This window comes from Streptomyces malachitofuscus (genome assembly GCF_055571035.1).
Genome location: NZ_JBVIGA010000003.1, coordinates 178,443 through 197,091, shown reverse-complemented (window position 1 = coordinate 197,091; position 18,649 = coordinate 178,443). Strand labels below are relative to the sequence as shown.

At 70.9% G+C, this 18,649-nt stretch carries 12 protein-coding genes; 3 read left to right on the top strand and 9 right to left on the bottom strand.

Translation table 11 applies throughout. The features are described 5' to 3' along the window. Position 1: 1 nt before the first annotated feature. The 5 genes from ACZ44S_RS05620 to ACZ44S_RS05600 all read right to left on the bottom strand — a co-directional run bounded on the left by ACZ44S_RS05620 (position 2) and on the right by ACZ44S_RS05600 (position 5,917). Positions 2–883 carry a carbohydrate ABC transporter permease gene (locus tag ACZ44S_RS05620; protein ID WP_466924774.1) on the bottom strand — a complete coding sequence of 294 codons (882 nt, stop codon included), beginning with the start codon at positions 881–883 and terminating at the stop codon, positions 2–4. Next, a complete protein-coding gene (locus ACZ44S_RS05615; protein WP_466924771.1) occupies positions 880–1,845 on the bottom strand; it encodes a carbohydrate ABC transporter permease in 966 nt (321 codons plus the stop codon). The genes ACZ44S_RS05620 and ACZ44S_RS05615 overlap by 4 nt, the downstream gene beginning before the upstream one ends. A gap of 23 nt (positions 1,846–1,868) precedes the next feature. Next, entirely contained in the window at positions 1,869–3,131 is a 1,263-nt protein-coding gene (locus tag ACZ44S_RS05610) for an ABC transporter substrate-binding protein (RefSeq protein ID WP_466924768.1), read from the bottom strand. A 153-nt stretch (positions 3,132–3,284) separates the two neighbouring features. After that, a complete protein-coding gene (locus ACZ44S_RS05605) occupies positions 3,285–4,511 on the bottom strand; it encodes an ROK family transcriptional regulator (protein ID WP_466924766.1) in 1,227 nt (408 codons plus the stop codon). A gap of 152 nt (positions 4,512–4,663) precedes the next feature. Continuing rightward, positions 4,664–5,917: an FAD-binding protein gene (locus tag ACZ44S_RS05600; protein WP_466924763.1), complete on the bottom strand. Its 1,254-nt coding sequence runs from the start codon at positions 5,915–5,917 to the stop codon at positions 4,664–4,666. Between the two features lie 154 nt (positions 5,918–6,071). On the opposite strand from ACZ44S_RS05600, the gene ACZ44S_RS05595 reads away from it, so the two are divergent. Together ACZ44S_RS05595 and ACZ44S_RS05590 are read left to right on the top strand one after the other, a co-directional pair. Continuing rightward, the gene (locus tag ACZ44S_RS05595) at positions 6,072–7,394 is read left to right on the top strand and encodes a radical SAM protein (protein ID WP_190165829.1); all 1,323 of its coding nucleotides are present in this window, start codon (positions 6,072–6,074) and stop codon (positions 7,392–7,394) included. 227 nt (positions 7,395–7,621) lie between these two features. Continuing rightward, positions 7,622–9,118 (top strand): cellulose binding domain-containing protein, encoded by a 1,497-nt coding sequence (locus ACZ44S_RS05590; protein WP_466924760.1) that lies wholly within the window; start codon positions 7,622–7,624, stop codon positions 9,116–9,118. A gap of 457 nt (positions 9,119–9,575) precedes the next feature. On the opposite strand, the gene ACZ44S_RS05585 is transcribed toward ACZ44S_RS05590, so the two are convergent. The 3 genes from ACZ44S_RS05585 to ACZ44S_RS05575 are packed head-to-tail and all read right to left on the bottom strand — an operon-like array spanning position 9,576 to position 13,854. Further along, complete coding sequence (locus ACZ44S_RS05585) at positions 9,576–10,814, bottom strand: (Fe-S)-binding protein (protein WP_466924758.1); 1,239 nt, start codon at positions 10,812–10,814, stop codon at positions 9,576–9,578. Next, positions 10,811–12,196 carry an FAD-binding oxidoreductase gene (locus tag ACZ44S_RS05580; RefSeq protein ID WP_466924755.1) on the bottom strand — a complete coding sequence of 462 codons (1,386 nt, stop codon included), beginning with the start codon at positions 12,194–12,196 and terminating at the stop codon, positions 10,811–10,813. Before ACZ44S_RS05580 ends, ACZ44S_RS05585 begins: the two co-directional genes overlap by 4 nt. Beyond that, positions 12,196–13,854, bottom strand: a complete 1,659-nt coding sequence (locus ACZ44S_RS05575; RefSeq protein ID WP_466924752.1) for an L-lactate permease — start codon at positions 13,852–13,854, stop codon at positions 12,196–12,198. The genes ACZ44S_RS05580 and ACZ44S_RS05575 overlap by 1 nt, the downstream gene beginning before the upstream one ends. 149 nt (positions 13,855–14,003) lie before the next feature. On the opposite strand from ACZ44S_RS05575, the gene ACZ44S_RS05570 reads away from it, so the two are divergent. Next, positions 14,004–14,675 carry a GntR family transcriptional regulator gene (locus ACZ44S_RS05570; protein WP_466924750.1) on the top strand — a complete coding sequence of 224 codons (672 nt, stop codon included), beginning with the start codon at positions 14,004–14,006 and terminating at the stop codon, positions 14,673–14,675. Between the two features lie 40 nt (positions 14,676–14,715). On the opposite strand, the gene ACZ44S_RS05565 is transcribed toward ACZ44S_RS05570, so the two are convergent. Continuing rightward, the gene (locus tag ACZ44S_RS05565) at positions 14,716–18,405 is read right to left on the bottom strand and encodes an NACHT domain-containing protein (protein WP_466924748.1); all 3,690 of its coding nucleotides are present in this window, start codon (positions 18,403–18,405) and stop codon (positions 14,716–14,718) included. Between the last annotated feature and the right edge of the window lie 244 nt (positions 18,406–18,649).

Sequence of the window (18,649 nt, the reverse complement as noted above, 5' to 3'; positions counted from 1 at the left end):
CTCAGCCCTTGATCCCGGTCTGCGCGATCCCCTGCACCAGCCAGCGCTGGAGGAAGAGGAAGACGAACACCAGGGGCAGGATGGAAATGGCGGTGGCCATGAACATCAGGTGGAAGTTGACGGTCTGGTTGGTCATGTACGAGGAGAGCGCGACCTGGATCGTCCAGGCGCTCGGGTCCTGGCCGATGACCAGCGGCCACAGGAAGGCGTTCCACCCGCTGATGAAGGTGATCGTCGCGATCGCGGCGAAGAAGTTCAGCGAGTTCGGCACGACGACACGCCAGTAGGCGCCCCAGTAGCCGAGCCCGTCCACCCGCGCCGCCTCCTCCAGCTCCTTCGGGAACCCCAGGAAGTACTGCCGGAACAGGAAGCATGTGAAACCGCTGAACAGGCCCGGGATGATCAGTCCCCGGTAGGTGTCCACCCAGCCGAGCGACGAGACCAGCACGAAGCTCGGGACGAAGGTGACGGCGGTCGGCACCATCAGCGTCCCCAGGACGGCGTAGAAGACCTTGTCGGCGTGCCGGTACGGAATGCGGGCCAGGCCGTACCCGGCGAGCGAGGCGACCAGCAGGGTGCCGAGGGTGTGCAGGACGCCGACGACGGCCGAGTTCCACAGGGAGCGGGCGAAGTCGACCGTCGAGTCGCTGAACGGCTCGGTGACGTTGCCCCACTGGATGTCGGTGGGGAAGAACTGCCACTGTGCGCCCGTGATGTCGGCGTCGGTGGACAGGGCGTTGCGGACGATCAGATAGAACGGGACGAGGAAGAGGACGGCCGCGACGGAGGTGGCGGCGTAGAGCCCGGCCGAGCCCATGACGCCGCCGCGCCGGACGCGACGGGGCGTGCGGGACTTCCGTGTCCCGGGTGCGGTGGTGGTCACTTGGCCTCCTCCCCCTTTCCGAAGCCCATGAACGTGCCCTGGAGCAGGGTCACCACGCAGATCAGCAGGGTCAGGATCATCGCGCCCGCGCTGCCGGCACCGTAGTCCTGGTTCTCGCCGAGGGCCGTCTCGTACAGCTCGACCAGCGGCGGGCGGCCCCAGGTGGTCCTCGACAGCAGGTTGAAGAACTCGTCGAAGGCCTGGTACGCCTGCACCAGCAGCAACAGGACCACGGCCGTCGACGTGGCGCGCAGCTGCGGCAGTGTGATGTACCGGAAGGTCTGCCAACCCGGCTTCGCGCCGTCGATGGCGGCCGCCTCGTACAGCTCCCGCGGGATGTTCTGCAGGGCCGCCAGGAACAGGATCATGAAGAACCCGGCCTGGAGCCACAGGCGTACGGTGACGATGACCAGCCAGTACCAGGGCGGCTCGGGGGCGGCCAGCCAGGCGATGCTGTCGACGCCGAACCAGCCGAGGACGGTGTTCATCAGGCCGAAGCGAACACCGCTGAAGATCGACATCTTCCAGATGAGCGAGGCGGCGACATAGCTCACCGCGGTCGGCAGGAAGAACACCGACCGGAAGAACGCCCGCATGAACCGCAGCCGGTTCACCATCAGCGCCAGCCCCAGGGCGAGGGCCCAGGTGGTGGGCACGATGAAGGCGGCGAAGACGGTGAAGGTGACGAGCGAGCCGGTGAAGCCGTCGTCCGTCAGCATGTAGCGGTAGTTGTCGAAGCCGATGAACTCGCTCGGCGTGACCGTGAACCGGGCGTCGAAGAAGGAGAGCCAGAGGCTCCAGCCGATCGGGAGGTAGACGAAGATCGCCAGCCCGATCATGAACGGGCCGGTGAAGAGCCAGAAGTTGGCGGTGGGGTTGCCCCGCAGAGGCCGCCTCGCCCGGGCCTTGGGGGCCTCGGACGGGGCGGGGCTCGTGACACCGCTGTCGGTGAGGGTCGGCATGTCGTGGCTGTCCGTCCGGCGGCCTAACCGAAGAGCTTCTCGAGCTCGCGGTCGACCTTGCGGTCGCACTTGTCGAGCGCGGCCTCCGGATCCCCGTCCTGGCGGACGCAGTCGGCGATGACGTCCTCGGTCGCGTCGATCATGGCCTGGGTGAAGCCGATGTTGTCGAAGTGCCCGAACTCGTTGAAGAGCCGGACGCCCTCGCCGGGCAGACCCGACTTGAGCTTGTCGGCGGACTCGGCGATCGAGGTGCGCGGGGGGATGTGGAAGCCGTAGGAGGTGGCCCAGTCCTCCTGGTACTCCTTCTGGTCGATCCACAGCCACTTCACGTACTCCTTGGCCGCGTCGACGTTCTTGCCCTTGGCGTTGACGAACATGGACCAGCCGCCGTTGTAGACGGCGGGTTTGCCGTCGCCGGTGACCTTGGGGAACGGGAAGATGCCGAGATCGTCGCCGAGCGCCTCCTGCATCTGCGGCATCGCCCACATGCCGCACCACTGCATGGCGCACAGGCCCTGGTTGAGCGCGGACGGGTCCCAGAAGTCGGCCGGGGCGCCCAGGAGGAGGTCGCCGCTGGTGAAGAGCTTGCGCAGGGTGACCAGGCCCTCCTTGACCCCGTCCGTGTGGTACGCGATCCGGTTGTCGTCGTCGAGGGTGTCGGCGCCGGCCGCCCAGATCATCGGGCGGATGATCGCGTGCAGCTCGTTGCCGAGGAAGACGCCCTTGACCTGGTCCGTGGTGAGCCTGGCCGCGGCCTCCACCAACTCGTCGAGTGTGGCCGGGACGCCGACGCCCGCCTTGTCGAACAACGACTTGCGGTAGAAGAAGAACTGTGGGTCGTCGATCATCCGGACGCCGTAGATCTTCCCGTCGACCGTGTGCGACGCGATGTCCGCCTGGTTGAAGTCGTCCTTGACCGGGTCGATGATGTCGGTCAGATCGGCCACCTGGCCGCTGTGCACGAGCTGGATCTGCGGGTGGAACTCGAACAGGTCCGGGGCCTTGTCCGTCAGCAGCGCGGAGAACAGCTTGTTCTCGAAGTTGTCGCCGGTGATCCACTGCGTGGCGACATCGGCCTTGTCGTAGGCCTTCGCGTACCTCTTGACGGCCTGCTCGGTGCCGGCCTCGCCGTACGCGTGGAAGTACTGCACGAGCGCGTCGCCCGAACCTCCGCCGTTCCGGCCGGTGTTGCTGCCGCATGCGGCGAGACCTCCCGCGGCGGTCAGGCCCATCGCAGCGCGCAGTACGGTTCGGCGGTCCCAGTTGTTGTTGCTCATGGCCGGCATGTCGACGTCCTTGTCTCGTGTGCGGCTTGCGGCGGGTGGCGCTCAAGGACTTGCGGTGCGCGGGACGTTAACCTTCGGCCAATACTTCGGCAAGGGGTTGGACAAAGTCGGTGCGAAGCGTTGTGGACCGTTCGTGATGACGAACAACTCGCGTTACCGGCGCCCTCCGGCCGCCCGGGCCCTGACGCCCTTGCCGGCCGACTGCAGCGCGCCCTCCAGCGCGAACGTCGCCGCCCCCAGACACACCGGATCGGTCGGGATCGGGGAGAGGACGATCCGGGTGGCCGCCATCGGGCGGCGCAGCGCGTGCCGGGCGACGGCCGCGCGGACCTCCTCCAGCAGCGGCTCACCGAACGCGGCCGCGACCCAGCTGCTGAGCACGACCACCTCCGGATTGAAGAGGTTGACCAGATCGGCGACACCGGCGCCGAGATAGCGGGCGGTGCGCCGGAGCACGGCCACCGCCTCCCGATCGCCCGCGCCCACCCCGCGGGCGAGCGCGTCGATCGTGGCCGTCTGGTCCCCGGGACGCAGCAGCGGGCTGTCCGGACTCAGCTCCCGCAGATTCAGCATGATCCCGGGCGCACCCGTGTAGGTCTCCACACAGCCGTGGTTGCCGCAGTGACAGGGGCGGCCGTCCAGGACGAGCGTGGTGTGCCCCCACTCGCCGGCGCTGTTGCTCACCCCCCGGTGCACCCCGCCGCCCAGCACCAGCCCGGCGCCCACCCCGGTCCCCAGGTTCACCACCACCGCGTCCCCGCACCCCCGCGCCGCCCCGAACCACAGTTCGGCCACCGCGCAGGCCCGCAGCGGATTGTCCAGGTGGAGCGGGTAGGCGATGTGGCCGGCGAGCAGATCGAGCAGCGGTACGTCGTGCCAGTCCCAGTTCGGCGCGTACTCGGACACGCCGGTGTCCCGGTCCACCTGACCCGGCACGCTCACGCCGACCCCGAGCACCCGCGCGCCCTCCACCCCGGCCTGCGCCACCACCGACCCGACCGCCGTGGCCACATGGCCCACGACCTGCTCGGGGCGGCTGTCGCCGGGGCGCATGGCCTTCTCGGCGCGGGCCAGCACGTTCAGGGCGAGGTCGAACAGTTCGACCCGGACATAGGTCTCGGCCAGGTCCACACCGATCAGGGCGCCGCCGGACGCGTCGACGGCCACCAGGCCCCGGGGACGGCCGCCGGCCGAGTCCTCGAAGCCGACCTCGGTGATCAGACCGAGGTCGAGCAGCTCGCCCACCAGGGTGGCGACGGTGGCCAGACTCAGGCCGGTGGCGGCCGCCAGCTCCTGCCGGGAGGTGGGCGACGCGGCGATGATCTGACGCAGTACCCGATAGCGGTTGGCCGTACGGATGTCCCGTGATGTGCGCTTCACCGTCCGCTGCCCCCATCCCCTGCCGGCCGGGCCGGGGCGGCCCGCCACCGGCGCGCGGCAAGGCTATGCAGGAGCCGAACGTTCGACAAGGGCTTTGGAAAGGGGGTTGACGAAGTCCGGCCCGGGGGCGCGCCGGAGGCATGCGCGGAGACTCAGTCCCCGAGCACGTCCCGCACGAAGGCGTTGGTGAACTTGCCGTCGGGGTCCATGTCACGGACGAGGGCCCGGAAGTCGTGCAGACGCGAGTAGCGGGCGTGCAGCACCGCCGCCGGCGTCGTGAACACCTTCCCCCAGTGCGGCCGCGCGTCGAACGGTGCCAGCGCCTCCTCCACCCGCGTCACCACGGGGAGCACCGTCCGGGTGTCCTCGATCCAGGTGAAGTGCACGGCCACCGTGTCCCGGTCGTAGCAGGGGCTCAGCCACTGGTCGTCGGCGGCGACGGTGCGCACCTCGCAGGTCTGCAGCACCGGCGCGACCGTCTCGCGGATTGCGTCCAGCGCGCGCAGCATCGCGGCGGCCGACCTGCGCGGCATCAGGTACTCCGACTGCAGCTCCGCCCCGCTGCTCGGCGTGAACTCCGCCCGGAAGTGCGGCAGCCGCTCGTGCCAGGGCCCCGGCACCCCGAACTGCTCCGTGCAGTTCACCCCGGGCATCCCCGGCACCGGATGCATCTTCTCGACCGCCGGAGCGGCCGGGGGCAGGTCCGTGAGCGGCTGGTCGGTGCGCCGCTTCACCCACACCTGCCGGAAGCCCGGCTCCCGCCAGTCGGTGAACAGGCTCACGCTGTACGCCGACGCCATCACCGTCTCGAAGGCGGTGTCGTCCAGACCGTCCAGCGGCATCTCGGTGAACACGTGCTGCTCGACCTCGAAGGCCGGTTCCAGGTCCAGGGTGAGCGCGGTGACGACACCGAGCGCGCCCAGCGAGGTGACCGCCCCGCCGAACCGCTCGTCGCCGCGCGCGAGGGTCACCGTCGAGCCGTCCGCCGTGACCAGCTCCACCGCGCGCACGGACGACGAGAGGGGACCGTTGCCCACGCCCGAGCCGTGCGTGCCGGTGGCGACCGAACCGGCCACCGAGATGTGCGGGAGCGACGCCATGTTCGCCAGCGCCAGCCCGTGCCGGTGCACCTGGCGGGCCAGCTCCGCGTAGCGCACCCCGCCCCCGACCCGCACCGTCCGGGCCGTGGTGTCCACGTCGATCCGCGGGGGCAGCTCGGCCAGCGAGAGCAGCATGCCGTCCTCGCCGGCCTCGGCGATCTCGTTGAAGGAGTGCCCGCTGCCGAGCGCCCGCACGCGGGAGCACTCCGCGACCAGTGTCCGCAGCGCGTCCAGGGTGCGCGGGCGGTGCAGTTCCTTGGCGGCGTACGTGATGTTGCCCGCCCAGTTGGTCACGCTCTCGGTCATCCCTCGTCCTTCCCGGCCACCGGGGCCGAAAAGGGCCCCAGCCGGAACCTACCTCGGATACGGCCCGCACCCTGTGGGGGACCCGGCCGCCCGGATGTCCGGCCGGGGGCATACCGTGAGGAGTCGTACGTCCGAACCGGGAGGAGAACACGGGATGGGCAGCCGTACCGCGCTGGTCGAGGATCTGATGGAGCGGTTCCCGCACGTGCCGCGCGAGGCCGTCTTCAAGGAGGACCTGCTGCGCGGCGGTGTGGCCTTCGACCCGTCCGCGCTCAGCGACAACGAGAGCGGAGAGGTCAAACCGAAGTCGTACTTCATCTTCTCCTTCGACCACGGCACCCTGCCCGAGCTGGGCGAGGCCGCGCTGCGCAGGCCGCCGGAGGAGATCATCCTCACGGGCGGCCCCTACGACCTGCGCCGCACGGTGGTGTCCGTGCGGGTGAACCCGGCCTCCCCCTACCGCGTCGCCGCCGACGAGCACGGCATGCTCGGCCTCTACCTGGACGGCAAGCGGATCTCCGACGTCGGCGTGCCGCCCATGCCCGAGTACTACCGGCACACCCTGTCCAACGGGAAGTCGGTCATGGAGGTGGCGCCCACCATCCAGTGGGGCTACCTGATCTATCTGACCGTCTTCCGGGTCTGCCAGTACTTCGGCGCCAAGGAGGAGTGCCAGTACTGCGACATCAATCACAACTGGCGCCAGCACAAGGCGGCCGGCCGGCCCTACACCGGGGTGAAGGACGTCGAGGAGGTCCTCGAGGCCCTGGAGATCATCGACCGGTACGACACGGCGAAGGCCTCCACCGCCTACACCCTCACCGGCGGCGCCATCACCAAGACGGTCTCCGGCCGCGACGAGGCCGACTTCTACGGCCACTACGCCAAGGCCATCGAGGAGCGCTTCCCCGGCCGCTGGATCGGCAAGGTCGTCGCCCAGGCGCTGCCCAAGGACGACGTCCAGCGGTTCAAGGACTACGGCGTGCAGATCTACCACCCCAACTACGAGGTGTGGGACGAGTACCTGTTCAAGATGTACTGCCCCGGCAAGGAGCGCTACGTCGGCCGGGACGAGTGGCACCGGCGGATCCTCGACTCCGCCGAGATCTTCGGCGCGCGCAACGTGATCCCCAACTTCGTCGCGGGCGTGGAGATGGCCGAGCCCTTCGGCTTCAAGACGGTCGACGAGGCCATCGACTCCACCACCGAGGGCCTGCGCTTCTTCATGTCGCACGGCATCACGCCCCGCTTCACCACCTGGTGCCCGGAGCCGACCACCCCGCTCGGCAAGGCCAACCCGCAGGGCGCCCCGCTGGAGTACCACATCCGGCTGCTCCAGGCGTACCGGCAGACCATGGAGGACTTCGGCCTGTCCTCACCGCCCGGATACGGCCCGCCCGGCCCCGGCAACGCGGTGTTCTCCGTCAGCTCCTTCATGGACAGCCTCCCCGCACAGGAGCCCGCCGGGACCGTCTGAGCGCGGGGCCGCCCAGCGGCCCCACGCACCATCGGAAGGCCGGAACCGAGACGTTCCGGCCTTCCTTGCGTATTGTCACCGCGAGGGGTCGCCACGCCGCCACAGAAAGTGAAGGCGGCGCTTGTCAGTTGTGTCGAGAACGTGAAAAGCTCGGCCACTGCCGCGAGGTTTCCCCCAACTCCACGCCGACTGTGGCGAGTTGACCTCGTACGTGATGCAGGAGTCTCATGCCCGACCTGCCGAGCCCCAAGGACGCCAGCGAGGCGGCACTGTTCACCGAGTGCTGGGACGCGGTGCTCTCCTACGCCGACCTGTGCACGGCGGGATCCACCGCCGCCGCCGAACTGGCCCGTGAGGCCTTCACCCAGGGCATCGGCGAACTGCGCGCGGCCGAGCACGGCACCGTACGGGGCACCGGGCGCCGCTCGTCGAGACTGCCCCGGATACCCCTGCTGCTGACCGCCGTTCGCACCACCGCGGCCGCCTGGGAGAAGGCGGGGCACGGACACAAACTCGACCCCGACCTGCGGCTGTGGCTCCACTCCGGCCAGGCCGCCCGCTACACCGGCCCGCCGCTGCAACGCCCGGTCGCCGTGCGCGGACTGCGCGACCTTCAGCAGGCGGACGCCGAACTGCTCTGGCTGGCCGAGGCGGAGGCCCTGCCGCTGCCCCTGGTGGCCCGCCGGCTCGGCCTCGACCCCGCCACCGTGGCCGACGAACTCGCCCAGGTACGCCGCCTGTTCCGGGACCGCTGCCACCGCAACCACCTCGACTCCCCGTTGGACGCCGAGTGCCGCAGCTACGCCCGGCTCCTCGACGCCGTCACCCGGTCGCCCGCCGCCGACACCCCCGACGACCTCTCCCGGCACCTCGCCACCTGCCACCCGTGCGCCGAGGCCGCCGCCTGTCTGCGCCTGCACGGCGGGGGACTGCCGGGGGCCCTGGCCGGCGGAGTGATCGGCTGGGGCGGACTCGCCTATCTGGAACGCCGCCGCCGCGCCGCCGAGGTGCGCCTGGGCGCCGGCCGCCCGGACCCCTCCGACGCGGACACCGGCGACCCGGCGGACGCCTCCGGCAGGACATCCGTCGCCCGGCACGCACCGCTCGTCGCCGCCGTGCTCGTCTCCCTGCTCGCCCTCGCGGCCTCGCTGATGCCCTTCGGTGACACGGCCGACGACCGCGCGGCACGCTCCGACCCCGGCCGGCCCGTCGCCGACCCCGGCCCCTCCCTGCCGCCCGCCCCCACCGTCCCCGCCGGCGACGACTCCTCCCCGAGCTCCCCGGCCGCCACGGAGTCCGCCGCACGCACCCCCTCCGGCACACCGGACCGGAAGGAGAACCCCGACCCCGAACCCCAGGGCACCTCCTCCGCCACCACAGCGAACGCGACCACCGGCCGTGGTGCCCCCGCCGCCTGCCGGGCCGACTACGACCTGACCAACCAGTGGCCCGACGGCTTCCAGGCCACCGTCACCGTCACCACGCGGGACCCGCTCGACTCCTGGCGCGTCGGCTTCACCTTCGAGGACGGCCAGCAGATCACCCAGATGTGGGACGCCTCGGTGCGCCAGGACGGCTCCCGCGTCACCGCCACGGCCCCCGACTACCGCCGGACGGTCGCCGCCGGCGGAAAGTTCGCCTTCGGCTTCATCGCCTCCTGGAGCGGCACCAACGGCCCGCCGACCGGCTTCACGCTCAACGGCCGGACCTGCGCGCACAGCTGAGGGGTCCGACACATGCCCGCGGCGTCGCGGCGTCCGGCACGCACGCTCGCCGCCAAGTCCGGAACCCGGCCGCAGCGTCCGGCGACAGACCGAGGGCCGTACGGGACGCCCTGTGGGCGTTCTCGGGCCGGTGACGCCGCGCCCGCCCGCAGCCGGTCCTGGCACGGCGGGCGGTCGGTCGGCGACGTCCGGTCCGGTTCCCGGCGTTGTCCCCCTGGGGCGACGCACGCCCGGCAGGGACCGTGCGGCGCTCGGTCCGGCCCGCTTCCGGTCAGGGCATGCCGCCCTGTGAGAGGTCACCCGGCTGCGGGAAGGCCACGGTTGGCGTCTCGCCGTACCGCGGCCGCGGCGCACTGCCCCACTCCCCGGGGGCGTCCAGATGCTGACGAAGGGCGCCCAGAGCAGGGGCCACGGCGTCGGCAGCGGCCCGGCAGGCGTGATCCGTGGGCATGCGGTCTCACGCCTCCCCGGCCGTGCCCGGGCCGGTCTCCGGCTCCGCCGCCAGGGCGAGGAACTCGGCCAGATGGATGGCTTTCGCACGGGAGCGGACCCGGCGCAGCCCTTGCTCGAGCTGGCGCAGGCAGCCCGGATTCAACGCCACGACGTAGTCGACGTCCGCCGTCTCCACCTCCGCCAGCTTCGGGTCCAGCACCGTTCTGCTGTCGGCCGGCCGGAGCAGCGCGTAGGTTCCGGCCGCTCCGCAGCACTGTCCCGCGCCGGGGAGCTCGACGTAGTCGGCGACCTCGGCGATCAGCTCACGCGGCGGGCGGGTCACCCCCAGACCGTTGCGCAGATGGCAGGAGTCCTGGAGGGCGGCCCGAGCCCTGCGGCCGTCGACCGTGACCTGACCGGACGGCCGGTGCTCTCGCTCGTCGAGGTACTCGCTCAGCTCCCGCACCCGGTCGCGGCCGAGGTGGTGCGCGAGGTGTGCGGCGCAGCCGCCCGCCGTGGTGAGGACGGTCCCCGGCAGCTGCCTGCCGAGCGTGCGGGCGAGCTTCTCGCCGGTGGCCGAATCACCGTTGTGCGCGTGCAGCGCGCCGCAGCAGCCCTGCGAGGCGGGCACGCCGACCTCGGGGCACAGCCGGCGCACCGACTGCGAGACCTGCGGGTAGAGGCCCCGTTCCACGCAGCCCAGCATCAGGGACACGGGCTGCTCCGGCGGACGGGGCGGCGGCGCCGGCGTGGCATCGCCCGGTCCGGCCTTCTCGCCCGGACCGCGGGCGTGGCGCCGCACGAGCCCTTGGAGGCGCAACAGCCCCGGCCGGGAGACCAGCATCATCAGGACCCGGGCCATCCAGGGCCGGTCACGGCCGCCCCACTGGTGGTCGCGCCACTGCTCCAGCAACTGCCCGTACTCCACGCCCGCCGGGCACACGGTCTCGCAGGCACGGCAGCCCAGGCAGAAGGAGGCCTCCTCGGCCGACGTGGGATCGTCGGGAGCGAGGTCCCCGGTCTCCAGGGCCCGCATCAACGTGATGCGCCCGCGCGGGGACGAGGTCTCTTCGCCGGTGAGGGCGTACGTGGGACAGGCGGGCAGGCAGAACCCGCAGGAGATGCAGCGGTCCAGCAGGTCTTTGTCGAAGATTCCGAGGCCCGGCGTACCGGCCGCGGGGGCGGGCCCGGGGGCTCCTCCGGCACGAGTGGCGCCGGAGGAGCCGCACGGGCGCGAGGGGTCCACACAGTCGTGATCGGTCATGATCCGAGCTTTCCGGGGTTGAGGATGCCTGCGGGATCGAAGGCCTTCTTGATGCGGCGCAACAGGGCGACCTGGTCGTCCCCGAGCCGGTCGGCCAGGTACGGCAACTTGGCGGCCCCCACGCCGTGTTCGCCGGTGATGGTGCCGTCCAGCCGGATCGCGGCGGCGAAGATCTCGGCGAACGCCTCGTGGGCGCGGGCGGCACCCTCGCCGTCGTCGGGGTCGAGCACACAGGTCGGGTGCAGGTTGCCGTCGCCCGCGTGACCGAATGTGGCGATCCGCAGGTCGTACCGGTCGGCGATCTCGTCGATGCGGTCGACCATCTCGGCCATGCGGTGGCGGGGCACCGTGGCGTCCTCGAGGATGGTCAGCGAACCCAGCCGGGACAGCGCGGGCAGGGAACAGCGACGGGCGGCGAGGAGGGCGTCCGCACGGGCCACGTTCTCCGCGAGCGTGACCTCCAGCGCACCGTGGTCGTGGCAGACGTCCCCGATCCTCGCCAGGTTCCCGGCGACGTTCGCCGCCGAGCCGTCGTCGCCGAACAGCAGCAGCGCTCCGGCGTCCCCGCGCAGGCCGAGGCCTGCGAACTCCTCGACCGCGTCGATGCACTTGCGGTCGAGGAACTCGAGGGTCGCCGGGACGATGCCGGCGGCGATGACGGCCGCCACCGCGCGGGAGGCGGCGGCGAGACCGTCGAAGTAGGCCACTCCCGTACCGGTCTCGGCGGGCGCCGGGAGCAGCGCGACCGTGGCCTCGGTGATCACCGCCAGGGTGCCCTCGGAGCCGGTGAGCAGCCGGGTCAAGTCGTAGCCGGCGACGTCCTTCCACAGTCTCCCGCCGGTGCGGACGACCTCGCCGCTGGGCAGGACGGCCTCGAGGCCGAGGACGTAGTTGCGGGTGACGCCGTACTTCAGGCCGCGCAGCCCTCCGGCGCAGGTCGCCACGTTGCCACCGATGGTGGAGACGGTCTTGCTGCCCGGGTCGGGGGCGTAGAGGAGACCCTTCTCGGCCGCGGCGTCCGCCAACGCGGCGGTGGTCACCCCGGTCTGCGCGCGGGCCAGCAGTTCCTCGGAGCTGACCTCGAGCAGCTGGTTCAGCCGGGTCAGGACCAGGACGATGCCGCCGGTCAGCGGCACGGTGCCCGCGCACAGGTTGGAGCCCGCGCCCCGCGGCACCACGGGGACGCCGCGGGCGGTGGCGTAGCGCAGCACCGCCGCGACCTCCTCGGTGCTGCCGGGCAGCACGACGGCCTGCGGCCGGGAGTGGAAGAGCGGGGTGGCGTCGCGCGCGTACGCGGCGAGGGCGCCGGCGTCGTCGCGCACGTGGTCCTTCCCCACGATGGCGGCCAGGTCCCCGGCCAGGCGGCCGGTGCCGGCGGGCATCAGCGCACCACCATCCAGTCCAGGACCGGGGTCGACTGGAGGTAGACCAGCGCACAGACCGCGACGAGCATGCCGAGACCCCAGCCGACGACCTTGCGGAACAGTTCGCCCTCGCGCCCCTCGAGGCCGACGACCGCCGCGGCGATGGCGAGGTTCTGCGGGGAGACCATCTTGCCGAGCACACCACCGGTGGTGTTGGCCGCGCCGAGCAGGTAGGCGGAGATCCCGGTCTCCTCGGCCGCGGTGACCTGGAGCATGCCGAAAAGGGAGTTGGAGGAGGTGTCGGAGCCGGTGACGGCCACACCGAGCCAGCCGACCACGGGGGAGAGCAGGGCGAACGCGGCGCCGGTCTGCGCCAGGAACAGGCCGAGGGTGACGGTCTGGCCGGACAGGTTCATCACATAGGCCAGGGCGAGCACCGACATCACGGTGACGATCGTCCACCGGAACTGCCGGACCGTGTCGGCGTAGGCGCCCGCGGCCCGCCGGCCGCCGATGCCGTACAGCACGGCGGTGAGCAGGCCGGCCAGCAGCAGGACGGTCCCGCCGGCGTTGAAGATGTTGAAGTTGTATGTCAGGGAGGACAGCGGCTCGCCCTCGGCGTTGGCGACGTCCAGGCCGGGCCAGGTGAACTTCCAGCCGGAGTGGGCCTCCAGCCAGGTCTTGACGGGACCGGCGGTGGCCACGGAGAAGAGCGCCACGACGATCAGGTACGGGGCGAAGGCCTTGAGAGCGGAGCCCTCACCGGTCTGCCGGCGCCGTGCCACCGCGTCGACACGGTCGTCGGCGGTGGAGCCGCCGGCGATGACCGGGGTCCGCCCCTGCGCGGCCAGCACCTCCCTCGGCTGCCAGACGCGCAGCATGCCCACGACGGACACGGCGCCGGCGAAGGCGGCCACGATGTCGGCGATCTCGTACGAGATGTAGTTGGCGCTGACGAACTGGGCGGCGGCGAAGGCGAATCCGGCGACGAGGGCGATCGGCCAGGTCTGCCGCACACCGCGTCTTCCGTCCACCATGAAGACCAGGACCAGCGGTACGAACAGGGCGAGCAGCGGGGTCTGGCGCCCCACCATCGCGCCGAGGCCGGCCGCGTCCATACCGGTGATCTTGCCGAGGGTCGTGATCGGGACCGCGATGGCGCCGAAGGCGACCGGGGCGGTGTTGGCGACGAGCGAGACGGCGGCGGCCTTCATCGGCCTCAGTCCGACCGCCATCAGCATCACGGAGGAGACGGCGACCGGGGTGCCGAAGCCGGCGAGCGCTTCGAGCAGCGCGCCGAAACAGAACGCGATGATCACGGCCTGGACCCGCTGGTCGCCGGAGAGCGAACCGAACGCCCTGCGGAGCACCGCGTCCCAGCCGGTGATCTCGGTCATCTTGTAGATCCACAACGCGTTCAGCACGATGAAGATGATCGGGAACAGGCCGAACGCGGCTCCCTCGCTCGCGGCCAGTGCCGCCTGCCCGACGGGCATCGAGTAGGCGAGGACCGCCACTCCCAACGCGACCGCTAGGGACACCAGCGACGCCTTCCACGCCTTCCAGCGCAGTCCCCCCAGCAGGACGAAGAGCGTGACGAGGGGAAGCGCGGCGAACAGCGCACTCCATCCGAGAGACCCCCCGACGGGGTCGAAAACCTGTTGGTAAGCAGCCATGACGCGTCCTTGCCTCATGTCCGGAAACGGACGTGATCCCCGTCACTCCTCCGTGCAGGGTTGGTCGATTGTCAGACAACCGCACATGTCTGTCAATGAGTCACGCACGGTTGCGTGCGACAATGGCGGAGGTCTTCTCGGAGGTATTCATGGCTCAGGACGCCGCCATCCGGCTGTCCACCGTCTCGGTCGTCGAGGCCCTTGCTGCGTCCCTGCGCGACCGGGTGCTCGACGGTCAGCTCACACCCGGTACGGCCGTGGCGGAGATCGAGATCGCGACCGGCTACGGCGTCTCGCGGCCCACCGCCCGCAGCGCCGTGACCATGCTGGTCCACGAGGGACTGCTGCACCGCCACGCCAACAAGTCGGCCTACGTCCCCCACCTCACCCGCGCCGACGTCGACGATCTCTTCCTGGTCCGCACGCCGCTCGAGACGCAGGTCGTCCGCGTCCTCGTCGAGCGCGACGCGGTACCGGTGACCGCTGCCGAGCGGGCCATCGCGGATCTCGGCCGGCTGGGACCCGACGCGCCGCACAGCGCCTTCGTCGGATCGGACCTGCGCTTCCACGAATCACTCGTGGACGCGATCGGCAGCCCTCGGCTCAGCCGCATCTACCGGGGTATCAAGGGCGAGATGCACCTGTGCATGGTGCAGACCCGCCACACCCTGGGGCGCGAACGCATCGTCGCCGAACACGGGGCGGTACTGGAGGCCTTGCGGGCCGGCGACGCCGCGGAGGCGGTTCGCCGCATGGAAGCGCACCTGGAGGGCGCGCACACCTCGCTGCAGCGGATCTTCGAGGCCGCCACCTCGTCGTGACGTCGGGTGGCCGTGGCGGCTGACGGCCTGGTCGACCGGGTCAGGCCTTGGCGTCCTCGTCGGACGGAATGTCCCGTGCCCGGTCCTGCATACGGTCCCAGAAGTGACGCATGCCGGTGAGGCGGACGTGGCGCTGCCAGGGCGCCCGCCGCAGGCGGCAGTACCGCCATGACCGCGGCTGCCGCAGCTCCAGCAACTCCCGCTGATGCAGACAGAAGACCTCGCTGAACTCGATGCTCAGCGCCTCCACCTTCCTCGGGTACGGACACATCCGCATGCCGCACTTCTTCTCCGCGCAGTGTCGCCCCGCGTCCGGTGCGCCCGGCTGAGGCCTGTTCGAGTCGCCCGCCGTCGACGGCGCGGGGTCGAGAAGGGAACGGTCCTTCGCCAGGCAGTGGGGGAGGGTCGCGGGGCAGCGGCGGGCCGTCCGCTCTCCCAGGGCACGGAACTGCCTCGTGGGCCGGTGACGGCCGGTTTCCAGGGCAAGGAGCAGCACGACGTCCGCCAGCAGTTGCTGAGCCGTGGGATCGAGTGTGCTCCATCCCGTCGACGGAGGTATCCAGAGGTTGTGGGCGCGCTGCTGGTACGGAAGGCACACCTCGGTGCCGATCACACCGACCGTTGCGGCCTCGTCGATCCACAGGAAGCGTTCCGGGCGCCGGGTCTGGAGGGCGCGGACCGCGAGACCCGTGGCCGCACGGACCAGCGGATGTTCCTGACGGCCCGATGTGTCGGGGCGCCAGGCATCGATCGATCCCTTGCCGCTCATCGGCTGGTCCGCGGAGACATCGTCCGGCAGTTCCCACAGGGCAAGGGCCTGCACGAGTGTCAGCCGCGTGTACCAGAACGACGTTCGGTTCAGCATGTTCCGCGCTTTCTCCTTCAAGCTCTCCCGGACGAGATCCGTTCCCGAACTCTTGAGAGGCCGGCGGTTGGCGGCGTACTTGAAGCCCTGGGCCAGCGCCATACCGAGCTCCGTCCGATGGCCCGACACCAACAGCCGGTTCCGGCCCCGTTCCTCCCCGATGGCCACGTCGATCCACGTCTGCAGGTCGTTCAGAGGGCTGTGAGCGTGGTCCGCCCGTCCCGAGGAGAGGGCGAGCAGGGGAAGGAGCGAGGCCTGGGCGGTCTCACCGCGCCACTCCTGGAGTTCCCCCAGCGTTTCGTCCTCGACCCGGATGTGGTCGTGCCGGGCCCGGCCCTGATCCGTGTGGGGCCCGTCGTCATCTGGACACCCGGAACGGGCGGAGACCCCCCGGGTCCGGCCGTCGAGGCCGTCGGTCTCCGGTTCGTTCGCCGCCCGTTTCACCTTCACCGCACTAGGCAGCCGGCGAAGCTGGTCCGCGAGGGAAGCGTAAGCCTGCTGCCCCCCGCTTCCGACCTCCTGGGCGATGGCCACCCGCACCTGGGCATCGGGCTCCTTCCGGCAGATGTCCATCAGCCGTGTGTAATCGACCCGACGGCCGGAGCGCCCCACGCGGCGCGCGGCCGCCCCCCACTTCATGACGGCGGAGAGCTTCGCCTCGCGCAGTCGGGCCGCGTCCTCTCCCCGGCTCAGCCGCAGCCAGTCATGGCACAGCGCCTCCGTCACCTCCTCGTGACGAGGGGCGGCGTCGACACTGTCGATCTCCACGGCGGTGCCGTAGAGCTCCATGGCCCTCGCCCTGGGGCTTCCGTGTTCGGCGAGATGGAGCTGGTCGCGGAGTTGCCGGCCGCGCCGCGCAGCCACGTGCTCCGCATCGTCGGCCTCCCCCAGCAGCTTGCCTGCCTCGTCGACCAGGAGTTCGCGCATCAGAGCGACCGGGCAGTCGCGCCGCACCCGGCCGTCGGAGCACCCGCAACGGTGGCGCGCCGAACGGGAGTAGAGGGTCAGTGCGATGAGCAGCTCCCGGCCGCCGAGACGTACGGCTTCGCGGAGGGCCCTGTCGTCCCAGTACGTTTCCACCAGTGTTCCGGCACCGCCCTGGGACGTGAGGTGGGCGGAGGCGTGGCGCAGGCGCCCACCAGCGGGTTCCGGCACCGGCAGTGCCGCTTCCACGATCGACCGCAGATAGCGGGAGCCGAGGTAGGCCTGCAGCACACTGTGCTGGAAGCGAACCGATCGTCCGGTCTCCTGGAGCAGACCCATGCGGGTCCCCCAGGTCGCTGCCAGCTGGACATCCATCGAGGGCCCCTCCAGGCACTCCGCCGTTGTGGAGAAGCAGTGCGGTACCCACAGGAGTTTCTCGATGTGCCGGTCCAGCTCCGCGGCGACGAGGTCGTTCCATCGCCCTTCGTGCGGCTGCGGTGGTGACAGTCCGTCCGGCCGGGCGTCGACGAGGCCGGCAGCCGTGGGATCGAGCTCCGCGAGTGCGATGTCGGCACGGTCCGAGGCGAGGCCTATACAGGCGAGGGCGGACACATAGGCGATCACCGCCCTCCTCGTCCCCTCGTTGAGCGGCAGCTCCGGGTGCACCATGCCCTCGGCCAGGGCCTCCACCCATTGGTCGAGGAGACCCGCGCGCAGGTCCCAGCTGTCCACGCGTGCGTCGCTGTCGAAACCCTGCCACAGGGTCTGCAGGAGCTCATGTGCGTGCAGGTCCCTCGCGACACGCATGTACAAAGGCGAGTCCGCCATCCGCGCGACCTCGACGATCTCGTCGAGCACGGGGATGTCCTGACGCCAGGTTCCGTTGGCGGAGATGTACTCGAGCGCGGCCTCCGCGTTCAGTGGCTCAAGCTCCGTGATCGCCGCCTGCATGGCCCGCAGCGGGTCGTGCGGCCGGGAGGCGATGACCAGCGGGAGACATTCCTCGCCCGCTTTCCGGATGGCGTTGCGGATCAGATTGTCGCGTTCTCCCCTCACTTCCTCGTGGTTCAGCGCCTCCTCCAGACCGTCGGCGAGCACCACGATCCGGTCCTGACGCTGCCGGAGCCACCGCCAGACGCGGTCGACCTCGCCACTGGACCGGGCCTTCGGTTTGACGATCTCCTCGAAGCGCGTCCGTGCCAGTTCCGAGAAGTCCAGTTCCCTCTGCGCGTCCCGCAGTTGGACCGGAATGGGGACAGCCCCCTTCTCCGCCAGCTTCTGGGCGAGCCGGACCAGTACCGCGGTCTTGCCCGTTCCCACTTCTCCGACCACGACATGGGGGCGGCGAACGGTGTGGTCCCGCAGGTTGTTCATGATCGCGGTGCAGAGCCGGTCGCGGCCCACGACCTCTCCCAGAAGGCTGCCCGCCGTCGGCACGTAGCGGGTGGGGTGTCGCTTGACCTCGTGCCGGCAGTACCTGCGGATCCGCATCACCCGCCAGACCAGGAACAGCATCGTCGACGCCGCCAGTACCACGAGCGGCGTCACCACACCGGTGACGGCGCCGCAGGACATGCCGATGGTGCTGCACACCCGATCCGGATCGAATCCCGCCGGCCCCTTCCATCCCGGGGACGGAGCGCCCCGGTCAGGCGTCGTCGACGACTTCAGGGAGGTGGCGACCAACGCCCACACCGCCCTGGTCAACCAGAGCAGGAGGGCCACGCTGAGCACGATCAGCACGAGGTTCAAGCTGAGGCGACGGCTCCGCCACCTCTTCGGTTCCGTGGCGCCCCTCTTGAGGAGCATCCGTGCGCGGACGTGCCAGAAGCCGGAGACGAACGGACGCCTCAGATGGGCCCATGACCGGTGGAACGGGCCTTCCTCCTGCTCTTCTCCCGTGACCAGCTTGAACTTCGGAGGCCGGATACTGCTCCTCATAGAGCCCCTCCGCTTGCTCGTCCGGGGGACTTCCCGGACGGTCGGCGTGTGGCGACGCGACCGCTCGGTCGCGGCCTTTCGTCTCGCCCCCGGACGCAGAAGCCGGCGCAAGCGCCCTCTGCCTTCCATAGTCGTCAGGGCCGACGGATCGTGCCACTCAGGCGGGGGTGCTCCGCTCCCTGCCCGCCTGCCGGCCGGTGAAGAGAAAAAGCAGTGGCACTCGGGCCGGCGGAACACCTAATGT

What these genes read in the sequence shown, in the direction of transcription:
- ACZ44S_RS05615 (WP_466924771.1), bottom strand. Translation starts at nt 1,845, where the DNA reads ATGCCGACCCTCACCGACAGCGGTGTCACGAGCCCCGCCCCGTCCGAG.
- ACZ44S_RS05610 (WP_466924768.1), bottom strand. Translation starts at nt 3,131, where the DNA reads ATGCCGGCCATGAGCAACAACAACTGGGACCGCCGAACCGTACTGCGC.
- ACZ44S_RS05600 (WP_466924763.1), bottom strand. Translation starts at nt 5,917, where the DNA reads ATGACCGAGAGCGTGACCAACTGGGCGGGCAACATCACGTACGCCGCC.
- ACZ44S_RS05595 (WP_190165829.1), top strand. Translation starts at nt 6,072, where the DNA reads ATGGGCAGCCGTACCGCGCTGGTCGAGGATCTGATGGAGCGGTTCCCG.
- ACZ44S_RS05590 (WP_466924760.1), top strand. Translation starts at nt 7,622, where the DNA reads ATGCCCGACCTGCCGAGCCCCAAGGACGCCAGCGAGGCGGCACTGTTC.
- ACZ44S_RS05585 (WP_466924758.1), bottom strand. Translation starts at nt 10,814, where the DNA reads ATGACCGATCACGACTGTGTGGACCCCTCGCGCCCGTGCGGCTCCTCC.
- ACZ44S_RS05580 (WP_466924755.1), bottom strand. Translation starts at nt 12,196, where the DNA reads ATGCCCGCCGGCACCGGCCGCCTGGCCGGGGACCTGGCCGCCATCGTG.
- ACZ44S_RS05575 (WP_466924752.1), bottom strand. Translation starts at nt 13,854, where the DNA reads ATGGCTGCTTACCAACAGGTTTTCGACCCCGTCGGGGGGTCTCTCGGA.
- ACZ44S_RS05570 (WP_466924750.1), top strand. Translation starts at nt 14,004, where the DNA reads ATGGCTCAGGACGCCGCCATCCGGCTGTCCACCGTCTCGGTCGTCGAG.
- ACZ44S_RS05565 (WP_466924748.1), bottom strand. Translation starts at nt 18,405, where the DNA reads ATGAGGAGCAGTATCCGGCCTCCGAAGTTCAAGCTGGTCACGGGAGAA.